We start from the raw sequence: 20740 nt of genomic DNA on the forward strand, positions 1-20740 counted from the left end.
CTGGGCGCCGCTCCCCCGCCAAGCCTTGCCGCCGCCGTCGGAAACGCGGAAACCCCCGCTCCCAAAGGGGAACGGGGGTTTCCGGCGCAGCTGCTGAAGCAGCGATGCTGCAGGTGTTACTTAGCCTTCTCGAGGATCTCCACGAGCCGCCAGTTCTTCGTGGCGGACAGCGGGCGGGTCTCGGCGATGACAACCAGGTCGCCGATGCCGGCGCTGTTCTCTTCGTCGTGAGCCTTGACCTTCGAGGTGCGGCGGATGACCTTGCCGTACAGGGCGTGCTTCACGCGGTCTTCAACCTGGACAACGATGGTCTTTTCCATCTTGTCCGAAACCACGTAGCCGCGACGCGTCTTGCGGTAACCGCGCTGCTCAGCCGTAGCTGCCGTAGCAGTTTCCGTCACGTTCTCGTCCTTTTCACTCACTTGGCGTCCTCCTCAGTCTCAGCCTCGGCCGGCTCTTCAGCCTTCTCAGCCTTGGCTGCGGACTTCTTGGACTTCTTTTCTTCCTTGGCTTCCACAACCGGTGCGGCAACCTCGGCACGAATGCCCAGCTCGCGCTCACGGAGAACGGTGTAGATGCGGGCGATGTCCTTCTTTACCGCGCGCAGACGACCGTGGTTCTCCAGCTGACCGGTGGCTGACTGGAAACGGAGGTTGAACAGCTCCTCCTTAGCCTTACGGAGTTCTTCAACGAGACGCTCGTTATCGAATCCGTCCAGCTGTGCAGGTGCAAGTTCCTTTGACCCAACTGCCATTTCTATTCACCACCTTCGCGACGCACAATGCGTGCCTTCAACGGGAGCTTGTGGATCGCCAGGCGCAGGGCCTCGCGAGCTACCTCATCACTAACACCGGACAGTTCAAAGAGAACACGGCCCGGCTTGACGTTTGAAACCCACCACTCCGGAGAACCCTTACCGGAACCCATGCGGGTTTCGGCCGGCTTCTTCGTCAGCGGACGGTCCGGATAAATGTTGATCCAGACCTTGCCGCCACGCTTGATGTGGCGGGTCATGGCGATACGTGCAGACTCGATCTGACGGTTCGTGACGTATGCCGGGCTCAGGGCCTGGATACCCCACTCACCGAAGGAGACCTTGGTGCCGCCCGTAGCAGCGCCGGAACGACCCGGGTGGTGCTGCTTACGGTGCTTGACTCGACGTGGGATAAGCATTTAAGCCTGTCCTCCTTCTGCTGCCTGTGCCGGTGCGGCAGAAGCTGCCTCGGCTGCCGGAGCCTCTGCAGCAGCAGGTGCTGCTTCGGCTGCCGGACGGTCGGTACGACGGCGGCGGTCACCACGGTCAGCGCCGCCCGGGCGGCCCGGACGGTCGCCGCCACGGCCACGGGACGGAGCAGCAGCTGCCTGCTGAGCCAGTTCCTTGGAGGTGACGTCACCCTTGTAGATCCAGACCTTCACGCCGATGCGGCCGAAGGTGGTCTTGGCTTCGTAGAAGCCGTAGTCGATGTTCGCGCGGAGGGTGTGCAGGGGCACACGGCCTTCGCGGTAGAACTCCGAGCGGGACATTTCTGCGCCACCCAGACGACCGGAGCAAGCGATACGGATACCCTTGGCACCGGCACGCTGTGCGGACTGCATGGCCTTCTTCATCGCACGGCGGAAAGCCACGCGGGAAGTCAGCTGCTCAGCAACGCCCTGGGCAACAAGCTGTGCTTCCATCTCGGGGTTCTTGACCTCGAGGATGTTCAGCTGAACCTGCTTGCCGGTGAGCTTTTCGAGCTCGCCGCGGATGCGGTCTGCTTCTGCGCCGCGGCGGCCGATGACGATGCCCGGACGTGCCGTGTGGATGTCCACGCGGACGCGGTCACGGGTGCGCTCGATTTCGACCTTGGCGATACCGGCGCGCTCCATGCCAACAGACATGAGCTGGCGGATGCGGATGTCTTCGCGAACGAAGTCCTTGTACCGCTGGCCTGCCTTGGTGCTGTCAGCGAACCAGTGCGATACGTGATCGGTGGTGATGCCGAGTCGGAACCCGTGCGGGTTAACTTTCTGTCCCACTTAGCGAGCCTCCTCTTTCTCCGGGGTAGCGACTACCACGGTGATGTGGCTGGTGCGCTTCTTGATCTGAAATGCACGACCCTGAGCACGCGGCTGGAACCGCTTCATGGTCGGGCCTTCATCAACAAACGCTTCGCTGATGATGAGGTCACCTTCGTCAAACGCAACACCGTCGCGGTCCGCGAGGACCCGGGCGTTGGAGATTGCCGACTGAACTACCTTGAATACCGGCTCAGAAGCTGCCTGGGGGGCAAACTTCAGAATTGCCAGAGCCTCGTTCGCTTGCTTACCACGAACAAGGTTGACGACGCGCCGGGCCTTCATAGGCGTTACGCGGATGTGACGCGCAATTGCCTTGGCTTCCATTGCTTTCCTTCTCTCGTCTTTGACGTAAGTGCAGGCGCCTAGCGGCGCTTGCCCTTACGGTCGTCCTTGACATGGCCGCGGAATGTCCGCGTAGGAGCGAATTCGCCGAGCTTGTGCCCGACCATCGACTCGGTGACAAACACCGGAATGTGCTTGCGTCCGTCGTGCACGGCGATCGTGTGCCCGAGCATGTCGGGGATGATCATCGAGCGGCGGGACCAGGTCTTGATGACGTTCTTGGTGCCCTTTTCGTTTTCCCTGTCCACCTTCACAAAGAGGTGCTGGTCAACGAAAGGACCTTTTTTCAGGCTGCGTGGCATGTGTCCAGGCTCCTATCGCTTGTTCTTGCCAGTACGACGACGACGCACAATAAGCTTGTCGCTCTCTTTGTTCGGGCGGCGGGTGCGGCCCTCACGCTTACCATTCGGGTTGACGGGGTGACGTCCACCGGACGTCTTACCCTCGCCACCACCGTGCGGGTGGTCAACCGGGTTCATGGCGACACCACGGACGGTCGGGCGAACGCCCTTCCACCGCATACGGCCGGCCTTGCCCCAGTTGATGTTCGACTGCTCGGCGTTGCCGACCTCGCCGATCGTGGCGCGGCAGCGCACGTCAACGTTGCGGATTTCGCCGGAAGGCAGACGCAACTGGGCGAAACGGCCTTCCTTGGCGACGAGCTGAACAGAAGCTCCAGCGGAACGGGCCATCTTGGCGCCGCCACCCGGACGCAGTTCAACTGCGTGGATAACGGTACCCACCGGGATGTTGCGCAGGGGCAGGTTGTTGCCGGGCTTGATATCAGCGTCGGCACCGGCCTCTACGAAGTCACCCTGGGACAGCTTGTTCGGGGCGATGATGTAACGCTTGGTGCCATCAACGTAGTGCAGGAGGGCGATGCGAGCCGTACGGTTCGGATCGTACTCAATTTCGGCAACGCGGGCGTTGACGCCGTCCTTGTCGTGGCGACGGAAGTCGATCAGACGGTACTGGCGCTTGTGGCCACCACCCTTGTGGCGGGTGGTGATTTTACCGGAGTTGTTACGGCCACCCTTTTTGGGCAGCGGACGTACCAACGACTTTTCCGGCGTCGACCGCGTGATTTCGGTGAAGTCCGCTACGCTCGAGCCACGACGGCCCGGTGTAGTCGGCTTGTATTTACGGATTCCCATAATTTATTTCCTCGTTAAAGTGGTCTCCGCTACGCGAGCGGACCGCCGAAGATGTCGATAGTGCCTTCTTTGAGGGTCACAATTGCACGCTTGGTGTTCTTGCGGGTACCCCATCCGAATTTGGTGCGCTTGCGCTTACCGGCACGGTTGATGGTGTTGATCGATTCGACCTTGACGGAGAAGATTTTCTCCACGGCCAGCTTGATCTCGGTCTTGTTCGAGCGGGGGTCCACCAGGAAGGTGTACTTGCCCTCATCGATCAGGCCGTAGCTTTTTTCCGAAACAACGGGTGCAAGCACGACGTCGCGCGGGTCTTTGATGGTGGCTGCGCTCACTTGGCATCCTCCTCGTTCTTTGCAGCCTTGTCAGCAACGAATGCTTCGTAGGCAGCCTTGGTGAAGACTACGTCGTCAGAAACGAGAACGTCGTAGGTGTTCAGCTGGTCTGCGTACAGAACGTGAACTTCCTCGAGGTTGCGCACGGACAGTGCAGCAACATCGTTGGCGCGCTCAATGACAACGAGCAGGTTCTTGCGCTCGGAGACGCCGCGCAGCGTTGCCAGTGCTTCCTTGGAGGACGGCTTGTCGCCGGCAACCAGGTCAGCAATGACGTGGATGCGTCCGTTACGGGCGCGGTCAGACAGTGCGCCGCGCAGGGCAGCAGCAATCATCTTCTTGGGGGTGCGCTGGCTGTAGTCACGCGGGGTGGGACCGTGGACAACGCCACCGCCGGTCATGTGAGGAGCACGGATCGAGCCCTGACGGGCGCGGCCGGTACCCTTCTGCTTGAACGGCTTGCGGCCTGCACCGGAAACTTCGGCGCGGGTCTTGGTCTTGTGGGTACCCTGGCGAGCAGCAGCGAGCTGTGCAACGACGACCTGGTGCAGCAGCGGCACGTTGGTCTGAACGTCGAAGATCTCTGCAGGCAGGTCAACCTTGACAGTGCTAGTCATTTAACTAGGCTCCCTTCACGGCGGTGCGTACGAGTACGACCTGGCCGCGGGCGCCGGGGACGGCGCCCTTGATCAGGAGCAGCGACTTCTCGACGTCAACCGCGTGAACAGTGAGGTTCAGCGTGGTGTGACGAACGGCGCCCATGCGGCCGGCCATTTTCATGCCCTTGAAGACGCGGCTCGGGGTGGATGCGCCACCGATTGAACCGGGCTTACGGTGGTTCTTGTGGGCACCGTGGGAAGCTCCAACGCCGTGGAAGCCGTGACGCTTCATAACACCGGCGAAGCCCTTACCCTTGGTGGTGCCGATGACGTCGATCTTCTGGCCGGCTTCGAAGAGCTCTACGGAGAGCTCCTGGCCCAGCTCGTAAGAGTCAGCATCTGCAGTGCGCAGTTCGACGACGTGGCGGCGAGGCGTGACGCCTGCCTTTTCAAAGTGACCAGCCAGCGGCTTGGTGACCTTGCGGGGATCGATCTGGCCGTAGCCGATCTGAACGGCGACGTAGCCATCAGTGTCTGCGTTGCGCAGCTGGGTGATGACGTTCGAGTCAGCCTGGACAACAGTGACGGGGATGAGTTTGTTGTTCTCGTCCCAGACCTGGGTCATGCCGAGCTTCGTGCCCAGCAGGCCCTTTACGTTACGGGTTGCGGTCATAGTCTCTCAGCACCTCCCTACAGCTTGATTTCGATGTTCACGTCGGCCGGCAGGTCGAGACGCATAAGCGAGTCAACAGCCTTCGGCGTGGGGTCGATGATGTCGATCAGACGCTTGTGCGTGCGCATTTCGAAGTGCTCGCGGCTGTCCTTGTACTTGTGCGGAGAGCGGATAACGCAGTACACGTTCTTCTCCGTAGGCAGCGGCACGGGGCCCACTACCGTTGCGCCTGCGCGCGTGACCGTCTCAACGATCTTCCGTGCTGAAACGTCAATGACCTCGTGGTCGTATGACTTCAGCCGGATGCGGATTTTTTGTCCCGCCATGTCGCCTGACTCTCTTTCAGTCTGTGCTTCCCCTGGTTGGGGCTGCCCTGTTCAATTACTCGTTGTGTGGCTGCCGAAGCATTTGAAGTCGTAACTACCACCCGCCGCACAAGCTGAATCCGGATGAATCCGGGTTCCTCAACCTGCCGGCGTAACCGACCCCCGCGGTCGGGCGTGTCGCACCTTTGAAGCGTGCGAGCCCGCAGTTCCTTGGGGGTGGGTTATGTTTGGGCTTCGACCTGGACCCTGACATCCGGCATTATCCGGATCGGGACGCGAAGAAGCGCTTGAACAACTCATCTAGTATGCCGGATTTTGTGGTCGGATGCGAATCCGGCTGAGTCTGCAGTCATTGCCTTCGGCAATCTTCGATTGGATGATAGTTGAATGGCTGTGCAAAATGCAGATGCCGTCAACGCGGCATCCGTAAACACTGCATCCGTTAGTACTGCCTCCGTGCAGGACCTCGCCGGGCGACTCAGGCCCGATTTCACGCTGGGTGTTGCAGCGGCGGCGTTCCAGATCGAAGGCGCCTTGGCCGCTGACGGCCGCGGGCCCTCAGGCTGGGACGCGTTCGCGGAGAAACCCGGAAGCATCATGAACGGCCATTCGCCCGCTGTCGCCTGCGATCACTACAACCGCGCCGCCGAGGACGTCGCCCTGATGAAAGAACTGGGCATCGACTCCTACCGCTTCTCGATCTCCTGGCCGAGGATCCAGCCGGACGGGCGCGGCCCGTTCAACACCCAGGGCCTGGACTTCTACGACCGGCTGGTGGACCAGCTGCTGGCAGCCGGCATCTCCCCCATGGCCACCCTGTACCACTGGGATACGCCGCTCCCCCTCGAGCACAGCGGCGGCTGGATGAACCGCACCACCGCGGAGCGCTTTGCGGCCTACGCCGGGGCTGCCGGTCAACGGCTCGGCGACCGCGTGGCGCAGTGGGTCACGCTCAATGAGCCGGTGTCCGTCACGCTCAACGGTTATGCCCTGGGCGTCCACGCGCCGGGGCGGGATTTGCTGTTCGATGCGCTGCCGTCGGTCCACCACCAACTGCTGGGCCACGGGCTTGCCGTCCAGGCGCTGCGGGCAGGGGGCGTGACCGGAGGCGTCGGCGTCACCAACCTGCACTCTCCGGTGCGCCCGGCGTCCCGGAAGCTGGCGGACCGCCTGCTGGCCAAGGTGTTTGATCTTGGCCTCAACCGCATCTACGCGGATCCGATCCTCCTGGGCCGTTACCCGAAGCCACCATTGGCCGCCCGGCACTGGTTCAAGTCTTTGTCCAAGGCGTCCGACGACGACCTCCGCCTCATCAGCCAGCCGCTCGATTTCTACGGCGTGAACTACTACTACCCGGTGAAGGTGGCCGCCGGGAAGGGCCCGCCCGACACCCCGGCGGGCACCGCCCATGCCGTGATGCGCGTGCCGTTCCATCAGGTGCCCTTCCCCGAGTACGCCACCACGGGATTCGGCTGGCCGGTGGCACCCGACCATCTGGGCATCTTGCTGCGCGAACTTAAGGACCGGTACGGTGCCGCCCTTCCGCCGGTGTTCATCACGGAAAACGGCGCGAGCTTTCCCGAACCCGAACACGTGACCGGCCCGATCTCCGATTCGGGGCGCATCGACTACCTGGCCCATCACCTTGACCAGGCCGTGGCTTCCACCGCTCCCGGTGGCATTGCCCATGACGTGAAACTGCTCGGGTACTACGTCTGGACACTGATGGACAACTTCGAATGGGCAGCCGGCTACTCGCAACGCTTCGGCCTGGTGCATGTGGACTTCGAGACGCTGAAACGAACGCCCAAGAAGTCCTTCTACTGGCTGCAGTCCCTCAGCCGGGCCCGAAAGTCCCTGGCCTGATTACGGCGCTATTTATTCTTGTTGGCCCTGTTGATGCGCTTTGCGCGGTCAATCTCGTTGCGGAAATTCTTCTTCGCCCAGAAGGCGCCAGCCACAACCGCTGCGACGACGATCAGGAAAATCAGCCACTCCATGGTGTGCCCCTCTCTTTGGTTGCAACCATATCAGGGCAGTGGCCCCGCTAGTCCGTGCCTGCAGGCTTGCTGCGGCTGAGCCGCCACAGTGCCAGCGCGATGAGCCCCGCGGCGATCAGTGCCAGCAGCACATAGGTGTACTGCCGCATCGCCCACATGACGCAGAGCGCCACTCCGGCGGCGCCCCACCATACAAGCATCCGCTCGCCGTAGCCGAGTCCCGCCACCAGCAGCGCGGCGAAAAGTGCCAGCACCCACAACTGCTGGGCCGCATCACCACCGAATATCACCAGCATGCCGCTCACCGACAGCAGGCCCGCAGCCAGGCCGAGGTACAGCCGCCCGCCGTCGCGGTGGTTTGACCAATAGCGCAGCACGCCGAGCACTCCCGCCAGAACGACGTACCACTGGGCTGTCCAAAAGGGATCGGGCCAGAGGTAAGCGGTCCAGACCTCTGGGTCTGGGCTCCCGTACTCCCCGGCGGTCCCGGTAAAGAGGGGCCCCACGAAGAGGGCCGCGCGCTGGATTGCTGCGGTCACCGCCAAGGAGCCCAGTTCCGCCGTGAACCTGCGCACCCGCGGCGGCACTTCCAGCCAGAGCACGACGGCGGCAATGGTCACCAGTGCTGCACCGGTCCAGGACGTTTCGCTGTAGACGAGCCCCGCCAGGCCGGCGATGGCCAGGCCCAGGACAGCCGCCGCGACGAGCGACAGGGAGCGCACATCGTGACCGCTCACCTCACGTCGTTCCTGCATTGGGTGGCGTGGCTCCTGCACCCGGCCGGGTGATCCGTGCACCGGACGGCCAGCCAGTGCGGGCGCCTGCGGCATGCCGCGGATCACTTTCGCGGCGTAGAGTGCGCAGGCCGCCACTCCGCAGCCCGCCAGCCAGGGCGGGTAGAACCCCCAGGGGCCGGATACGTCCGCGAAGATTTCGTCTGCCGTCATCGTTGCCCCGGCAAGCGCGGCTAGGACGGCCGGCAGGTAGAAGCCGGGCAGCCGTTCCACGTGCGACGCCGCAAAGCATGCCGCCGCCAGCCCCAGAACGGCCGCCCCGGAAATCCAGTCCGCTGCCGGCGGGGCCAGCATGGCAGATGACGTCCCGAAGGAGACGGCTGCCGCCAGCCATAGCCAGTGGTCAACACCGCCACCATTCCGGTACCGGCGAAGTATCCCGCCGGCAGTGGCGGCCAGGGACATGCCAAGCAGCAGCAGGGCGACGCCGTCGTGGCTCAGCACAGGCGAGGAGAGCAGCACCGCCGGATCTCCCTGCTCCCGGAACCGCAGCAGAGGCCCCAGCGCCACCACCCCGAACAGCGCGGCGTACAGCCCCAGGTAAACCGCACCCCGCGCGGCGAACAGCCGCCGTGCCGCGACCGCCGAGACCAGCAGCAGAAGGAGTGACAGCAGCAGCACCCAGCGTCCGCCGTCGTCCGGCTCGGTTCCGGCCCCGAAGGGACGCGCGAGGTAGGCCACCGGCAGTGCTGCCTGCCCGGCGAGCGTGATCCACACCGCTGCCTGCTGGAAGGGCACCTCGGCCAGGCGGTGCCGCATGAGCCAGCGGATGACGTGCTGCGCCGCGAAAACGAGCGCGAAGGTCACTGCCACGACCGTGGGCGAGGCGGAGAGGTCGTAGCTCAGCACCACCGCCAGCGCAGCGGTCAGGATGCGGGCGGCAGCGAAATAGCCGCCCCGGAGCACCCGGACCTGCACCGCCGCCACCATGACCGCACTGAAGACCGCATAGATGCCCAGCAGCAGCTCGACGTAGGGAAGGCTGTCCCCGCGAAGGAACAGGAGCAGCGCGAACGCGGACGGGGCGAATGCCACGGCCCACGGGTGGGTCCGCAGCACGTAGCCGGCAGCCGCTGAACCGCCGGCCAGAAGCAATGTTGCGAAGACAGCCTGCCACGATGACGCGAGTTCCAGTCCATCCGCCCGGCTGCCCAGTCCGGGCAGCACTAGGGCAGCAGCCTGCAGGGTAAGGAGGGCCGCAGCGTCGGCAAACACATGGCCCGGAACAGTCCCGCGCCGTCCCTGCCGAAGGGGAACAATGAGCTGGAGACTGAGTGCCACGGCGAGGACCGTCGCAGGCGCCAGCACCTCACCGCCCAACAGGACCGGGCCGGCTCCGCGCTGAATCTGATGGAACACGGTGAGCGTCAGCACCGTTGCTGATGCCCGGCTCAGCCACCAATAGCAGCGCCGGGGCACCTGCTGGGAAACCTTGGTGGCCGTCCCCGCAAGGTAGGCCGTGACCAGCAGGAGCATGGCATTCCCAAGTCCCAGGGACACGGCGTCGAATGCCAGGGGCACGGCCACCGCGGCAACGGCCAGCGGAACGGCCTCGGCAATGGACGGGCGCCAGCGTTGCCCGGCTTCCGGCCGCGGGAACAGCATCAGGCCGACGGTCAGCGACGTGATGAGCTGCGCAGCGACGGCGGTGCCGGCAAGGTAACCGTCAACCACGGGGGCCGGAAGGGATTCCTGATGACCCAGTGCCAGAACAGTCATGGCCGCCACGCCTGCGCCGGTGAAGCCAGCCAGGCTGGCCTGAGGCATGAGGGACCGCATGCCCCTCCGGATCTGGGCCGCTGTGGCCAGCTGCTGCAGCGCGAGGGTCAGGCACAACGTCAGGGCCGCATACGAGGACCGGGCGTCGTTGTCGTCGCCGACGACGGCTGCGGTCAGGACCGGGGCGGCCAGGGTCACCGTGACGCGGGCGGCAAGGATGAAGTGGTGGCGCAGCCGTTCGGTGGCCGGGATTGAGCGGACCGCCCAGAAGGCCGCTCCGGCAAGCAGCAGGCCCGTGAGCTGCCACGCTCCCAGCCAGTCTGCGAGCAATGCGCACATGATCAGCGCTGCGGCCGGGGCCAATTCCGCGTCCCTGCGCAGCTTCCAGGCCAGGACTCCGCCGCTGACCAGTGCCAGCAGCGCGGCCAGCCACAGCGGAAGGGCTCCCGCTGACGGGACCTGTCCGGAGAATGCTTCCTGCCGCTGGGCCAGCGCCAGGGCAACCGTCAGCAGAAGCTGCACACCAAAGGTGGTGAGGGCATCCAGCCGCCAACCGCTGTGCTGCATGACTCTGGCGAGCAGCGCCGGAAGCCGCCCGGCCCCCAGTGCGGCCAGCAGCACTTGGACAGACACTGCCACCACGGCGGCTGAGATGCCAGCACTCCCCCGGCCCGTCAGGTACCAGACGGCGGCGGCTGCTGCCACGGTCAGGCTTGCCCGGGCGGCAATGTATTGCAGCTGGCGGAACCGGGCTCCCGGCAGCACGGAAACCAGGACGAAGTAGCACCCGCACATTGCCATGATCCGGGCGTAGTCCCCGCGTCCCAGCATCAGCGGCACCATGGTGGCGGCCACGGCGACCGCCGGAACCATAAACGGATGCAGTTCGGCAAGCGGCCTGACGTAGACGGGCGGCACCCACTTCGGCTTGTAGATGGCCAACCCCGTGAAGCAGGCCGCCACCCCGATCAGTGCCGTGAAATACCAGAGAAGCGCGCCGCCTAGGACTGACACCCCGGACCAGGCAGTGGACACCACGATGGTCATTGAGAGGTAGACGAGCACACGGCTCTCGAGCCTGACCGCGGCCACAACATAGGCGGCGGTGCCAATGATCGACGTGACGAGCCAGGAAAGGGGGGCATTGTGAACGGCAAGGTTGAACATGGCCAGCCCGGTCACCGGGACAAGGGCCAGGCCGGTTCCGGAGAAGGCGACGGCGGCGGGCCTAAGCCGCGGCATTTTGGCATGCAGCACCAGACCGGCCACGTAGAACAGCGCCGTGATGGTGCAGACACCCGCAAAGCGAAGCAGCGCGGGCAGCCCGGCGCCGATGAACAGGGCGCCGGCTGCCACGAGCAGCAGGCTGGCGATGTACAGCGTGACGTTGATGTTCTGCTGTTCGCGCCGTGCCCGCAGCGCCTGCTGCTCGGCTGGGCTGGGGGCCTTAGCGGGGGCGGGCACAGACGGATGTCCGGGCGCGGCGCTGGCTCGCGGCGGCGCGGAAAATGGACCAAGTCCGGGGACTCGGGCCGAGGCTGCCGGTGAAGCGGCGTGTGGGGGCGTGACCGGTCCGCCGCCTGGCGGCCGCGGCCCGCTGACAGGAACCGGAGGCCCTACGTGGGCGGCCGGAACGTGCGGCGACCCCTCTCCGGGACGGCCCGGGAGCACCTCCCCTGAACCGGCGTCCGCGGGCTTCTCCGTGAGGCGCGCCAGGGCATCACGCCACCCCTGCAGATGGCCTGCGCTGTAGCCCGCCCGGTATGCCTCATCTGGCGAATTCCACATGCCGCTGCCTTTCGGGAGGTCGCTCACGGCGCCGCACGCTCCGCAACGAATAAATCCAGTGAATGGATTAATGATAGCAAAAAACAGCCCCTCTGCTAGTGCAGCGGGGCTGTTTAGAAGATCACGTCAGGCCGTTACCGGCCCTGGATCCATGATCAGCAAGTACTACTTGATGATGTTGGTAACGCGTCCCGAACCAACGGTGCGGCCGCCTTCGCGGATAGCGAAGCCGAGGCCCTCTTCCATGGCGATGGGCTGGATGAGCGCAACGGTCATCTCAGTGTTGTCGCCAGGCATAACCATTTCCGTGCCTTCCGGCAGGGTGATAACGCCGGTTACGTCCGTGGTGCGGAAGTAGAACTGCGGGCGGTAGTTGGAGTAGAACGGGTTGTGACGTCCGCCTTCGTCCTTGGAGAGGATGTAGACGTTAGCCTCGAAGTCGGTGTGCGGGGTGATGGAACCCGGCTTGACGACAACCTGGCCACGCTCTACGTCATCGCGCTTCAGACCGCGGAGCAGGAGGCCACAGTTCTCGCCGGCCCATGCTTCGTCGAGCTGCTTGTGGAACATCTCGATACCGGTAACGGTGGTCTTCTGTACCGGACGGATACCGACGATCTCAACCTCAGAGTTGATCGCGAGGGTACCGCGCTCGGCGCGACCCGTCACAACGGTGCCACGACCGGTGATGGTGAAGACGTCTTCGATCGGCATCAGGAAGGGCTTGTCACGGTCACGTACGGGGTCCGGAACGGACTCGTCGACTGCTTCCATGAGGTCCTCGACTGACTTGACCCAAACGGGGTCGCCTTCGAGAGCCTTCAGACCGGAAACGCGGACAACCGGAGCGTCGTCGCCATCGAAGCCCTGAGCGCTGAGCAGCTCACGAACTTCCATTTCAACGAGGTCCAGGAGTTCTTCGTCATCGACCATGTCGGACTTGTTCAGCGCGACCAGCAGGTAGGGAACACCAACCTGGCGGGCGAGCAGAACGTGCTCGCGGGTCTGAGCCATCGGGCCGTCAGTGGCGGCAACCACGAGGATTGCACCGTCCATCTGTGCAGCACCGGTGATCATGTTCTTGATGTAGTCAGCGTGACCCGGAGCGTCTACGTGTGCGTAGTGGCGCTTCTCGGTCTGGTACTCAACGTGGGAGATGTTGATGGTAATGCCGCGCTGACGCTCTTCGGGAGCAGAGTCAATAGACGCGAAGTCGCGCTGCTCGTTGAGAGTCGGGTACTTGTCGTACAGCACCTTGGAAATGGCGGCCGTCAACGTCGTCTTACCGTGGTCAACGTGACCAATGGTACCGATGTTAACGTGCGGCTTAGTCCGCTCGAACTTTGCCTTTGCCACAGGTTCCTCCTAGAACGTTTTCAAATGACTTACCCTTCGACCGCGCTTGTCGCGGCAGAAACTCCAGTAAGTCTACTTGGGGGGCTTTGGATTGGTGAAATTGCAGATTCAGGAACTAATACTAGTCCCTCGAGCCTGTTCGCACAGACGGCCGGATCCGGTCAGGACCGGAGACCGGCCGCCTGCACCAGGTGAACTTCCGCTAGGGGAATCCACCCGAGTTTGTCGCTGCGATTGTCCGAGGACTACTCGCCGCGGGTCTTCTGGATGATCTCGTCGGCAACTGCCTTCGGGACCTCGGCGTAGCTGTTGAACGTCATGGAGTACACAGCGCGGCCCTGGGTCTTCGAACGCAGGTCACCGATGTAGCCGAACATGCCGGACAGCGGGACGTGCGCGCGGATAACCTTGACGCCCTGGGCATCTTCCATGGACTGCATCTGGCCACGACGGGAGTTGAGGTCACCGATAACTTCACCCATGTATTCCTCAGGGGTGCGGACCTCGACATCCATCAGCGGTTCAAGCAGAACAGGGTTCGCCTTGCGTGCGGCTTCCTTGAAAGCCATACGTCCGGCGATCTTGAACGCCATTTCCGAGGAGTCAACATCGTGGTACGCGCCGTCAATCAGCGTGGCCTTGATGCCGACAACCGGGTAACCGGCCAGGACGCCGTCGTTCAGCGCATCCTGGATACCAGCGTCAACGGACGGGATGTACTCGCGCGGAACACGGCCACCGGTGACCTTGTTCTCGAACTCGTACAGCTCGCCTTCCGCAGTGTCCAGCGGCTCGATCGCAATCTGGATCTTCGCGAACTGGCCCGAACCACCGGTCTGCTTCTTGTGCGTGTAGTCGTGACGCTCTACAGCACGCTTGATGGTTTCGCGGTAGGCAACCTGCGGCTTGCCAACGTTGGCTTCAACCTTGAATTCGCGGCGCATGCGGTCCACCAGGATGTCCAGGTGGAGCTCGCCCATGCCGGCGATGATGGTCTGGCCGGTGTCCTCGTTGAGGGAGACCTGGAAGGTCGGGTCCTCAGCGGAGAGCTTCTGGATGGCCGTGGAGAGCTTCTCCTGGTCACCCTTGGTGTTCGGCTCGATGGCAACCGAGATCACGGGCTCCGGGAAGCTCATGGACTCGAGGACGATCTGGTTGCTGGAGTCGCACAGGGTGTCGCCCGTTGTGGTGTCCTTCAGACCGATGGCTGCGTAGATGTGGCCGGCGGTAGCGCCCTCAACAGGCATTTCCTTGTTGGCGTGCATCTGGAACAGCTTGCCGATGCGCTCCTTCTTGCCCTTGGTGGAGTTGACCACCTGGGCGCCTGCTTCCACGTGACCGGAGTACACGCGGATGAAGGTGAGCTGGCCGAAGAACGGGTGCGCGGCGATCTTGAACGCCAGTGCGGAGAACGGCTCTTCGGATGAAGGTGCGCGGGTCAGTTCCTTCTCTTCGTCGCGAGGATCGTGACCGATCATCGGGGGGACGTCGAGCGGGTTCGGCAGGTAATCGACGACGGCATCCAGCATCGGCTGTACGCCGCGGTTCTTGAACGCAGAACCACAGAACACCGGGTAGATCTCCGAGTTGATCGTCATCTTGCGGATGCCGGCCTTGAGCTCGTCGATGGAGATCTCTTCGCCCTCAAGGTACTTTTCCATGAGTTCTTCGGAGGCCTCGGCAACGGTCTCGGTGAGAGTCGCACGGTATTCCTCGGCCTTGGCCTTGAGGTCTTCCGGGATCTCGCGGATCTCGTACTTGGCGCCCATGGTGACATCACCCTTGGCGTCGCCCGGCCACACCAGTGCACGCATGTAGAGCAGGTCTACGACGCCGATGAAGTCGTTCTCGGCACCGATGGGCAGCTGCATGACCAGCGGCTTGGCACCGAGGCGGCTGATGATGGTGTCTACGGTGAAGTAGAAGTCAGCACCGAGCTTGTCCATCTTGTTGACGAAGCAGATACGCGGAACGTTGTACTTGTCAGCCTGACGCCAGACGGTCTCGGACTGCGGCTCAACGCCTTCCTTGCCATCGAATACGGCAACTGCACCGTCGAGGACGCGCAGGGAGCGCTCAACCTCAACCGTGAAGTCCACGTGGCCAGGGGTGTCGATGATGTTGATCTGGTTGTTTTCCCAGAAGCAGGTCACGGCGGCAGACGTGATGGTGATGCCGCGTTCCTTTTCCTGTTCCATCCAGTCGGTGGTCGAAGCGCCGTCGTGCGTTTCGCCGATCTTGTGGTTCACACCTGTGTAGAACAGAATGCGCTCGGTGGTGGTGGTCTTGCCGGCATCGATGTGGGCCATGATGCCGATGTTGCGGACCTTACTAAGGTCTGTAAGCACGTCCTGTGCCACGGTGTCTCCCTTTCGGATGGACTACGCGTTCGCCGCCGGCTCGTTGAGCCGGCGGCGTACGGGAAGTTTTACCAGCGGTAGTGTGCGAAGGCCTTGTTCGATTCGGCCATCTTGTGGGTGTCTTCGCGACGCTTCACAGCGGCACCGAGACCATTGGAGGCATCCAGGATTTCGTTCTGAAGGCGCTCGGTCATCGTCTTTTCACGGCGGGCCTTGGAGTAGCCGACCAGCCAACGCAGGGCGAGGGCAGTGGAGCGGCCCGGCTTGACCTCGACGGGAACCTGGTAGGTTGCGCCACCGACACGGCGTGAGCGGACCTCGAGGGAAGGCTTGACGTTCTCCATGGCCTTCTTGAGGGCGGCTACGGGGTCGCCGCCGGACTTGGAGCGTGCACCTTCAAGGGCACCGTAAACGATGCGCTCTGCGGTGGACTTCTTGCCGTCAACCAGCACCTTGTTGATCAGCTGGGTGACCAGCGGGGAGCCGTAAACGGGATCTAGTACGAGCGGCCGCTTGGGGGCCGGACCCTTGCGAGGCATATTACTTCTTCTCCATCTTTGCGCCGTAGCGGCTGCGGGCCTGCTTACGGTTCTTGACACCCTGGGTATCGAGGGCGCCACGGACGATCTTGTAGCGGACACCGGGAAGGTCCTTCACACGACCACCACGAACGAGCACAATGGAGTGCTCCTGGAGGTTGTGGCCTACACCGGGGATGTAGGCGGTAACTTCAATGCCACCGTTAAGGCGCACACGTGCAACCTTACGCAGAGCCGAGTTCGGCTTCTTCGGGGTGGTGGTGTACACGCGGGTGCAAACACCGCGGCGCATCGGGCTGCCGTTAAGCGCGGGAGCCTTGGTCTTCTTGACCTTCGGCGTGCGGCCCTTTCGGACCAGCTGGTTAATCGTAGGCACTTTCGTGTTCTCCGTTTTATCCGGAGCGGCTTCTGACAGCCGCTCTCCTTTTGCTTTGCCCCGCCGCCCGAGCTTTGAAGAAGTCTCCAGAGCAGCTGAGGCGAAGCCTTAATAGTCGGATCGCACACACATGGGGAATGACCTGACTCGCGTCTTCAAAGGTCCCTAGGCATGCAAAAATGTGGCATACGTTGCACAAGAACCCTGCAAACCGGAAACGTCGCTCTGGTCCGGCCTTTCGGCTGGTCCGGCGCTCTCATCCACTGCCACAATAACAATTGGTCACAAGTCTAACATGGACAGGCGCCAGACCTTAATCGGCGCGGAATCCGGGGACTGAAAGGCCCCGCTTCCACAGCAGTGGAAACGGGGCCAGTCAGTTCAGGAGACTGACTCGTCAGCGGAAGTCGTTGCCGAGGTCGTAGTCGTCCAGCGGGATGGCGTGGAACTCAGGAGCTCCGTCGCCGCCCAGGGTGTCGTAGGAGAAGTCGCTGAATGCGCTCGGGCCGGTGAACAGGTTGGCCTTTGCTTCTTCAGTCGGTTCCACCGCGATCTCGGTGTAGCGCGGGAGACCCGTGCCGGCCGGGATGAGCTTACCGATGATGACGTTTTCCTTGAGGCCGAGCAGCGGATCGCTCTTGCCTTCCATGGCCGCCTGCGTCAGGACGCGGGTGGTTTCCTGGAAGGAAGCTGCGGACAGCCAGGACTCGGTAGCCAGCGACGCCTTGGTGATGCCCATGAGCTCAGGACGGCCGGAAGCCGGCGTCTTGCCCTCGGAGACAACACGGCGGTTGGCGTCTTCGAAGCGGCTGCGCTCGGCGAGCTCGCCGGGCAGCAGATCCGAATCGCCGGATTCGATGACCGTGACGCGGCGCAGCATCTGGCGGACGATGACCTCCACGTGCTTGTCGTGGATGCCAATGCCCTGGCTGCGGTACACGCCCTGCACTTCGTCCACGAGGAACTTCTGTGCCGCACGCGGACCCATGATGCGCAGGACCTGCTTCGGATCGACCGGGCCGTTGATGAGCTTCTGGCCCACCGTGACGTGCTGGCCGTCCTCGATCAGGAGACGTGAACGGCGCAGTACCGGGTACGCAATCTCTTCGGAACCGTCGTCCGGAGTGATGACCAGGCGCATCTGACGCTCGGACTCTTCGATGGTGATGCGGCCGGCTGCTTCCGCAATCGGCGCCACACCCTTCGGAGTACGGGCTTCGAAGAGCTCCTGGATACGGGGCAGACCCTGGGTGATGTCGTCGCCACCGCTGGCGGAAACAGCACCACCGGTGTGGAACGTACGCATGGTCAGCTGGGTGCCCGGCTCACCGATGGACTGCGCGGCGATAATGCCCACAGCCTCACCGATGTCGACGGTCTTGCCCGTGGCCAGCGAACGGCCGTAGCACAGGGCGCAGGTGCCGACGCTGGACTCACAGGTGAGCACGGAGCGGACCTTGACCTCGGTGATGCCGGCTGCGAACAGCTCGGCGATCACGACGTCGCCGCAGTCGGTGCCGCCGGCTGCCAGGACGTTGCCCTTGGCGTCAACGACATCCACGGCCAGCGTACGGGCGTACGCGCTGTTCTCGACGTTCTCGTCCAGAACCAGCTCACCGTTGGCGTCGGCGACGGCGATGGGCGTCACCAGGCCGCGTTCGGTGCCGCAGTCCTCTTCGCGGACGATGACGTCCTGCGAAACGTCCACCAGACGACGGGTCAGGTAACCCGAGTTGGCGGTACGCAGGGCGGTGTCGGCCAGACCCTTACGGGCACCGTGCGTGGCGATGAAGTATTCCAGCACCGACAGGCCCTCGCGGTAGGAGGACTTAATCGGACGCGGGATGATCTCACCCTTAGGGTTGGCCACCAGGCCACGGATACCCGCGATCTGACGGACCTGCATCCAGTTACCACGTGCACCGGAGGACACCATGCGGTTGATGGTGTTCATCGGCGAGAGGCTGTCACGCATTGCCTGGGCAATCTCGTTGGTTGCCTTGTTCCAGATCTCGATCAGTTCCTGGCGACGCTCGTCGTCGTCGATCAGGCCCTTGTCGTACTGGCCCTGGATCTTGGCTGCCATGGTCTCGTAGCCGGCGAGGATCACCGGCTTGTCCTTGGGCACCTCGATGTCCGAGATGGCGACCGTGACGCCTGAACGCGTTGCCCAGTAGAAACCGGCGTCCTTCAGGTTGTCCAGCGTTGCCGCCGTGACGACCTTCGGGTAGCGCTCCGCGAGGTCATTGACGATCCGGGACAGTTCGCCCTTGTCGGCAACGTCTTCGACCCAGGGGTAGTCCTCGGGCAGGGTCTCGTTGAAGAGGACCTGGCCAAGGGAGGTCTCAACCAGCGCGGTCTGACCCGGCTCCCAGCCCTCGGGAGCTTCCCAGCCGGCGTAAGGAACGAAACCGTCAAGGCGGATCTTGACCTTGGAGTTCAGGTGCAGCTCGTGCAGGTCGTAGGCCATGATGGCTTCCGCAACCGAACCGAAGATCCGGCCTTCGCCAGCTGAACCGACACGCTTGGTGGTCAGGTGGTAGAGGCCAATGATCATATCCTGCGAAGGCAGGGTCACCGGACGGCCGTCGGACGGCTTCAGGATGTTGTTCGAGGACAGCATCAGGATGCGTGCCTCAGCCTGGGCTTCGGGGCTCAGCGGCAGGTGGACTGCCATCTGGTCGCCGTCGAAGTCAGCGTTGAAGGCGCCACAGACCAGCGGGTGGAGCTGGATTGCCTTGCCTTCAACAAGCTGGGGTTCGAACGCCTGGATGCCGAGGCGGTGCAGGGTAGGTGCACGGTTCAGCAGCACAGGGTGCTCGGTGATGATCTCTTCGAGGACATCCCAGACCTGCGGACGGTAACGCTCGACCATGCGCTTGGCCGACTTGATGTTCTGCGCGTGGTTGAGGTCAACCAGGCGCTTCATCACGAACGGCTTGAAGAGCTCCAGCGCCATCTGCTTGGGCAGGCCGCACTGGTGCAGCTTCAGCTGCGGGCCGACGACGATAACCGAACGGCCGGAGTAGTCGACGCGCTTGCCGAGGAGGTTCTGGCGGAAACGGCCCTGCTTGCCCTTGAGCATGTCGCTCAGGGACTTCAGCGGACGGTTGCCCGGTCCGGTGACCGGACGGCCGCGGCGGCCGTTGTCGAAGAGGCTGTCAACGGCTTCCTGAAGCATGCGCTTCTCGTTGTTGACGATGATCTCCGGAGCACCCAGGTCAAGCAGTCGCTTGAGTCGGTTGTTGCGGTTGATCACGCGTCGGTAGAGGTCATTGAGGTCGGAGGTCGCGAAGCGGCCACCGTCCAGCTGGACCATCGGGCGCAGTTCCGGCGGGATCACCGGGACGGCGTCCAGCACCATGCCGAGCGGGCTGTTGTTGGTGGTCAGGAACGCGTTGACAACCTTCAGGCGCTTCAGGGCGCGGGTCTTGCGCTGGCCCTTGCCGTTGGCGATGATGTCGCGCAGCGAGTCCGACTCGGCCTGCATGTCGAAGTTCTCAAGGCGCTTCTTGATGGCTTCGGCACCCATGGAGCCTTCGAAGTACATGCCGTAGCGGTCGCGCAGTTCGCGGTAGAGGCCTTCGTCGCCTTCGAGGTCAGCGACCTTCAGGTTCTTAAAGCGGTCCCAGACCTGCTCGAGGCGCTCGATTTCGGCGTCGGCGCGCTTGCGCACGTTGGCCATCTGACGGTCCGCGGAGTCGCGGGCCTTCTTCTTGTCGGCAGCCTTGGCGCCTTCGCCTTCGAGACGGGCAAGCTCGTTCTCGAGGTCGCGGGCGATCGTGGCGATGTCGGAGTCGCGGTTGTCGATCAGCTGCTTCTTCTCGATGTCGTGCTCAACCTGCAGGTTGGGCAGTTCTTCGTGGCGGCTGTCGGTGTCAACGCTCGTGATCATGTAGGCAGCGAAGTAGATGACCTTTTCGAGGTCCTTCGGTGCCAGGTCAAGGAGGTAGCCCAGACGGGAGGGAACACCCTTGAAGTACCAGATGTGGGTTACAGGCGCAGCCAGTTCGATGTGGCCCATGCGCTCACGGCGCACCTTGGCACGGGTGACCTCAACGCCACACCGCTCGCAGATGATGCCCTTGAAGCGCACGCGCTTGTACTTGCCGCAGTAGCATTCCCAGTCCCGGGACGGGCCGAAGATCTTCTCGCAGAAGAGTCCGTCCTTCTCGGGCTTGAGCGTGCGGTAGTTGATGGTTTCCGGCTTCTTAACCTCGCCGTACGACCAGCCGCGGATGTCTTCCGCGGTGGCGAGGCCGATCTGCATGAGGCCGAAGGAGGATTCGCTGGACATATGGTCCCTGTTCTCTCTTGT

Annotated in this window: 19 protein-coding genes; 1 reads left to right on the forward strand and 18 read right to left on the reverse strand. The window is 63.3% G+C overall.

The features are described from left to right. Positions 1-116: 116 nt before the first annotated feature. Genes rpsQ through rpsJ form a run of 11 tightly spaced genes read right to left on the reverse strand, consistent with a single transcriptional unit; the run spans position 117 to position 5490 of the window. Positions 117-422 (reverse strand): 30S ribosomal protein S17, encoded by a 306-nt coding sequence (rpsQ, locus tag CXQ90_RS02545; protein WP_104136687.1) that lies wholly within the window; start codon positions 420-422, stop codon positions 117-119. Further along, entirely contained in the window at positions 419-754 is a 336-nt protein-coding gene (gene rpmC / locus CXQ90_RS23145; RefSeq protein ID WP_104136689.1) for a 50S ribosomal protein L29, read from the reverse strand. Before rpmC ends, rpsQ begins: the two co-directional genes overlap by 4 nt. 2 nt (positions 755-756) lie before the next feature. Then, positions 757-1173, reverse strand: a complete 417-nt coding sequence (gene rplP, locus CXQ90_RS02555) for a 50S ribosomal protein L16 (protein ID WP_078027236.1) — start codon at positions 1171-1173, stop codon at positions 757-759. Next, positions 1174-2019, reverse strand: a complete 846-nt coding sequence (rpsC, locus tag CXQ90_RS02560; RefSeq protein ID WP_078027237.1) for a 30S ribosomal protein S3 — start codon at positions 2017-2019, stop codon at positions 1174-1176. Then, positions 2020-2385 (reverse strand): 50S ribosomal protein L22, encoded by a 366-nt coding sequence (rplV, locus tag CXQ90_RS02565; protein ID WP_003803798.1) that lies wholly within the window; start codon positions 2383-2385, stop codon positions 2020-2022. A gap of 38 nt (positions 2386-2423) precedes the next feature. Then, positions 2424-2705 carry a 30S ribosomal protein S19 gene (gene rpsS, locus CXQ90_RS02570; protein WP_011692805.1) on the reverse strand — a complete coding sequence of 94 codons (282 nt, stop codon included), beginning with the start codon at positions 2703-2705 and terminating at the stop codon, positions 2424-2426. A gap of 12 nt (positions 2706-2717) precedes the next feature. Then, complete coding sequence (rplB, locus tag CXQ90_RS02575; protein ID WP_078027238.1) at positions 2718-3557, reverse strand: 50S ribosomal protein L2; 840 nt, start codon at positions 3555-3557, stop codon at positions 2718-2720. A gap of 29 nt (positions 3558-3586) precedes the next feature. Further along, positions 3587-3892, reverse strand: a complete 306-nt coding sequence (gene rplW / locus CXQ90_RS02580) for a 50S ribosomal protein L23 (RefSeq protein WP_011692807.1) — start codon at positions 3890-3892, stop codon at positions 3587-3589. Further along, positions 3889-4509 (reverse strand): 50S ribosomal protein L4, encoded by a 621-nt coding sequence (gene rplD, locus CXQ90_RS02585; RefSeq protein ID WP_056626641.1) that lies wholly within the window; start codon positions 4507-4509, stop codon positions 3889-3891. The genes rplW and rplD overlap by 4 nt, the downstream gene beginning before the upstream one ends. A gap of 4 nt (positions 4510-4513) precedes the next feature. Next, complete coding sequence (gene rplC / locus CXQ90_RS02590) at positions 4514-5164, reverse strand: 50S ribosomal protein L3 (protein WP_104136690.1); 651 nt, start codon at positions 5162-5164, stop codon at positions 4514-4516. Between the two features lie 17 nt (positions 5165-5181). Beyond that, positions 5182-5490 carry a 30S ribosomal protein S10 gene (gene rpsJ, locus CXQ90_RS02595; RefSeq protein ID WP_003803825.1) on the reverse strand — a complete coding sequence of 103 codons (309 nt, stop codon included), beginning with the start codon at positions 5488-5490 and terminating at the stop codon, positions 5182-5184. A 387-nt stretch (positions 5491-5877) separates the two neighbouring features. Here rpsJ and CXQ90_RS02600 point away from each other — a divergent pair, with 387 nt between their 5' ends. Then, positions 5878-7356 (forward strand): GH1 family beta-glucosidase, encoded by a 1479-nt coding sequence (locus CXQ90_RS02600; RefSeq protein WP_104136692.1) that lies wholly within the window; start codon positions 5878-5880, stop codon positions 7354-7356. Between the two features lie 8 nt (positions 7357-7364). On the opposite strand, the gene CXQ90_RS22775 is transcribed toward CXQ90_RS02600, so the two are convergent. From CXQ90_RS22775 to CXQ90_RS02630, 7 genes are all read right to left on the reverse strand, one after another. Next, positions 7365-7490, reverse strand: a complete 126-nt coding sequence (locus tag CXQ90_RS22775) for a hypothetical protein (RefSeq protein ID WP_258064325.1) — start codon at positions 7488-7490, stop codon at positions 7365-7367. Positions 7491-7537: 47 nt separating this feature from the next. Then, positions 7538-11467, reverse strand: a complete 3930-nt coding sequence (locus CXQ90_RS02605; protein WP_104136693.1) for a hypothetical protein — start codon at positions 11465-11467, stop codon at positions 7538-7540. Between the two features lie 489 nt (positions 11468-11956). Next, positions 11957-13147: an elongation factor Tu gene (tuf, locus tag CXQ90_RS02610; protein WP_104136695.1), complete on the reverse strand. Its 1191-nt coding sequence runs from the start codon at positions 13145-13147 to the stop codon at positions 11957-11959. A gap of 245 nt (positions 13148-13392) precedes the next feature. Continuing rightward, positions 13393-15507 carry an elongation factor G gene (gene fusA, locus CXQ90_RS02615; protein WP_104136697.1) on the reverse strand — a complete coding sequence of 705 codons (2115 nt, stop codon included), beginning with the start codon at positions 15505-15507 and terminating at the stop codon, positions 13393-13395. Between the two features lie 68 nt (positions 15508-15575). Continuing rightward, positions 15576-16046: a 30S ribosomal protein S7 gene (rpsG, locus tag CXQ90_RS02620; RefSeq protein WP_104136698.1), complete on the reverse strand. Its 471-nt coding sequence runs from the start codon at positions 16044-16046 to the stop codon at positions 15576-15578. Position 16047: 1 nt separating this feature from the next. After that, positions 16048-16422 (reverse strand): 30S ribosomal protein S12, encoded by a 375-nt coding sequence (rpsL, locus tag CXQ90_RS02625; protein ID WP_018773658.1) that lies wholly within the window; start codon positions 16420-16422, stop codon positions 16048-16050. Between the two features lie 397 nt (positions 16423-16819). Beyond that, positions 16820-20719, reverse strand: coding sequence for a DNA-directed RNA polymerase subunit beta' (locus CXQ90_RS02630; protein WP_104136700.1), 3900 nt, complete (start codon positions 20717-20719; stop codon positions 16820-16822). Positions 20720-20740 lie beyond the last annotated feature (21 nt).

The organism is Arthrobacter sp. ZGTC131 (genome assembly GCF_002929275.1).
GTDB lineage: Bacteria > Actinomycetota > Actinomycetes > Actinomycetales > Micrococcaceae > Arthrobacter.

Coding starts and splice junctions, on each gene's coding strand:
- rplC (WP_104136690.1), bottom strand. CDS start 5,164: ATGACCGCAACCCGTAACGTAAAGGGCCTGCTGGGCACGAAGCTCGGC.
- rpsS (WP_011692805.1), bottom strand. CDS start 2,705: ATGCCACGCAGCCTGAAAAAAGGTCCTTTCGTTGACCAGCACCTCTTT.
- rpsJ (WP_003803825.1), bottom strand. CDS start 5,490: ATGGCGGGACAAAAAATCCGCATCCGGCTGAAGTCATACGACCACGAG.
- CXQ90_RS22775 (WP_258064325.1), bottom strand. CDS start 7,490: ATGGAGTGGCTGATTTTCCTGATCGTCGTCGCAGCGGTTGTGGCTGGC.
- rpsG (WP_104136698.1), bottom strand. CDS start 16,046: ATGCCTCGCAAGGGTCCGGCCCCCAAGCGGCCGCTCGTACTAGATCCC.
- rplB (WP_078027238.1), bottom strand. CDS start 3,557: ATGGGAATCCGTAAATACAAGCCGACTACACCGGGCCGTCGTGGCTCG.
- rplD (WP_056626641.1), bottom strand. CDS start 4,509: ATGACTAGCACTGTCAAGGTTGACCTGCCTGCAGAGATCTTCGACGTT.
- rplP (WP_078027236.1), bottom strand. CDS start 1,173: ATGCTTATCCCACGTCGAGTCAAGCACCGTAAGCAGCACCACCCGGGT.
- rpmC (WP_104136689.1), bottom strand. CDS start 754: ATGGCAGTTGGGTCAAAGGAACTTGCACCTGCACAGCTGGACGGATTC.
- CXQ90_RS02600 (WP_104136692.1), top strand. CDS start 5,878: ATGGCTGTGCAAAATGCAGATGCCGTCAACGCGGCATCCGTAAACACT.
- CXQ90_RS02630 (WP_104136700.1), bottom strand. CDS start 20,719: ATGTCCAGCGAATCCTCCTTCGGCCTCATGCAGATCGGCCTCGCCACC.
- rplV (WP_003803798.1), bottom strand. CDS start 2,385: ATGGAAGCCAAGGCAATTGCGCGTCACATCCGCGTAACGCCTATGAAG.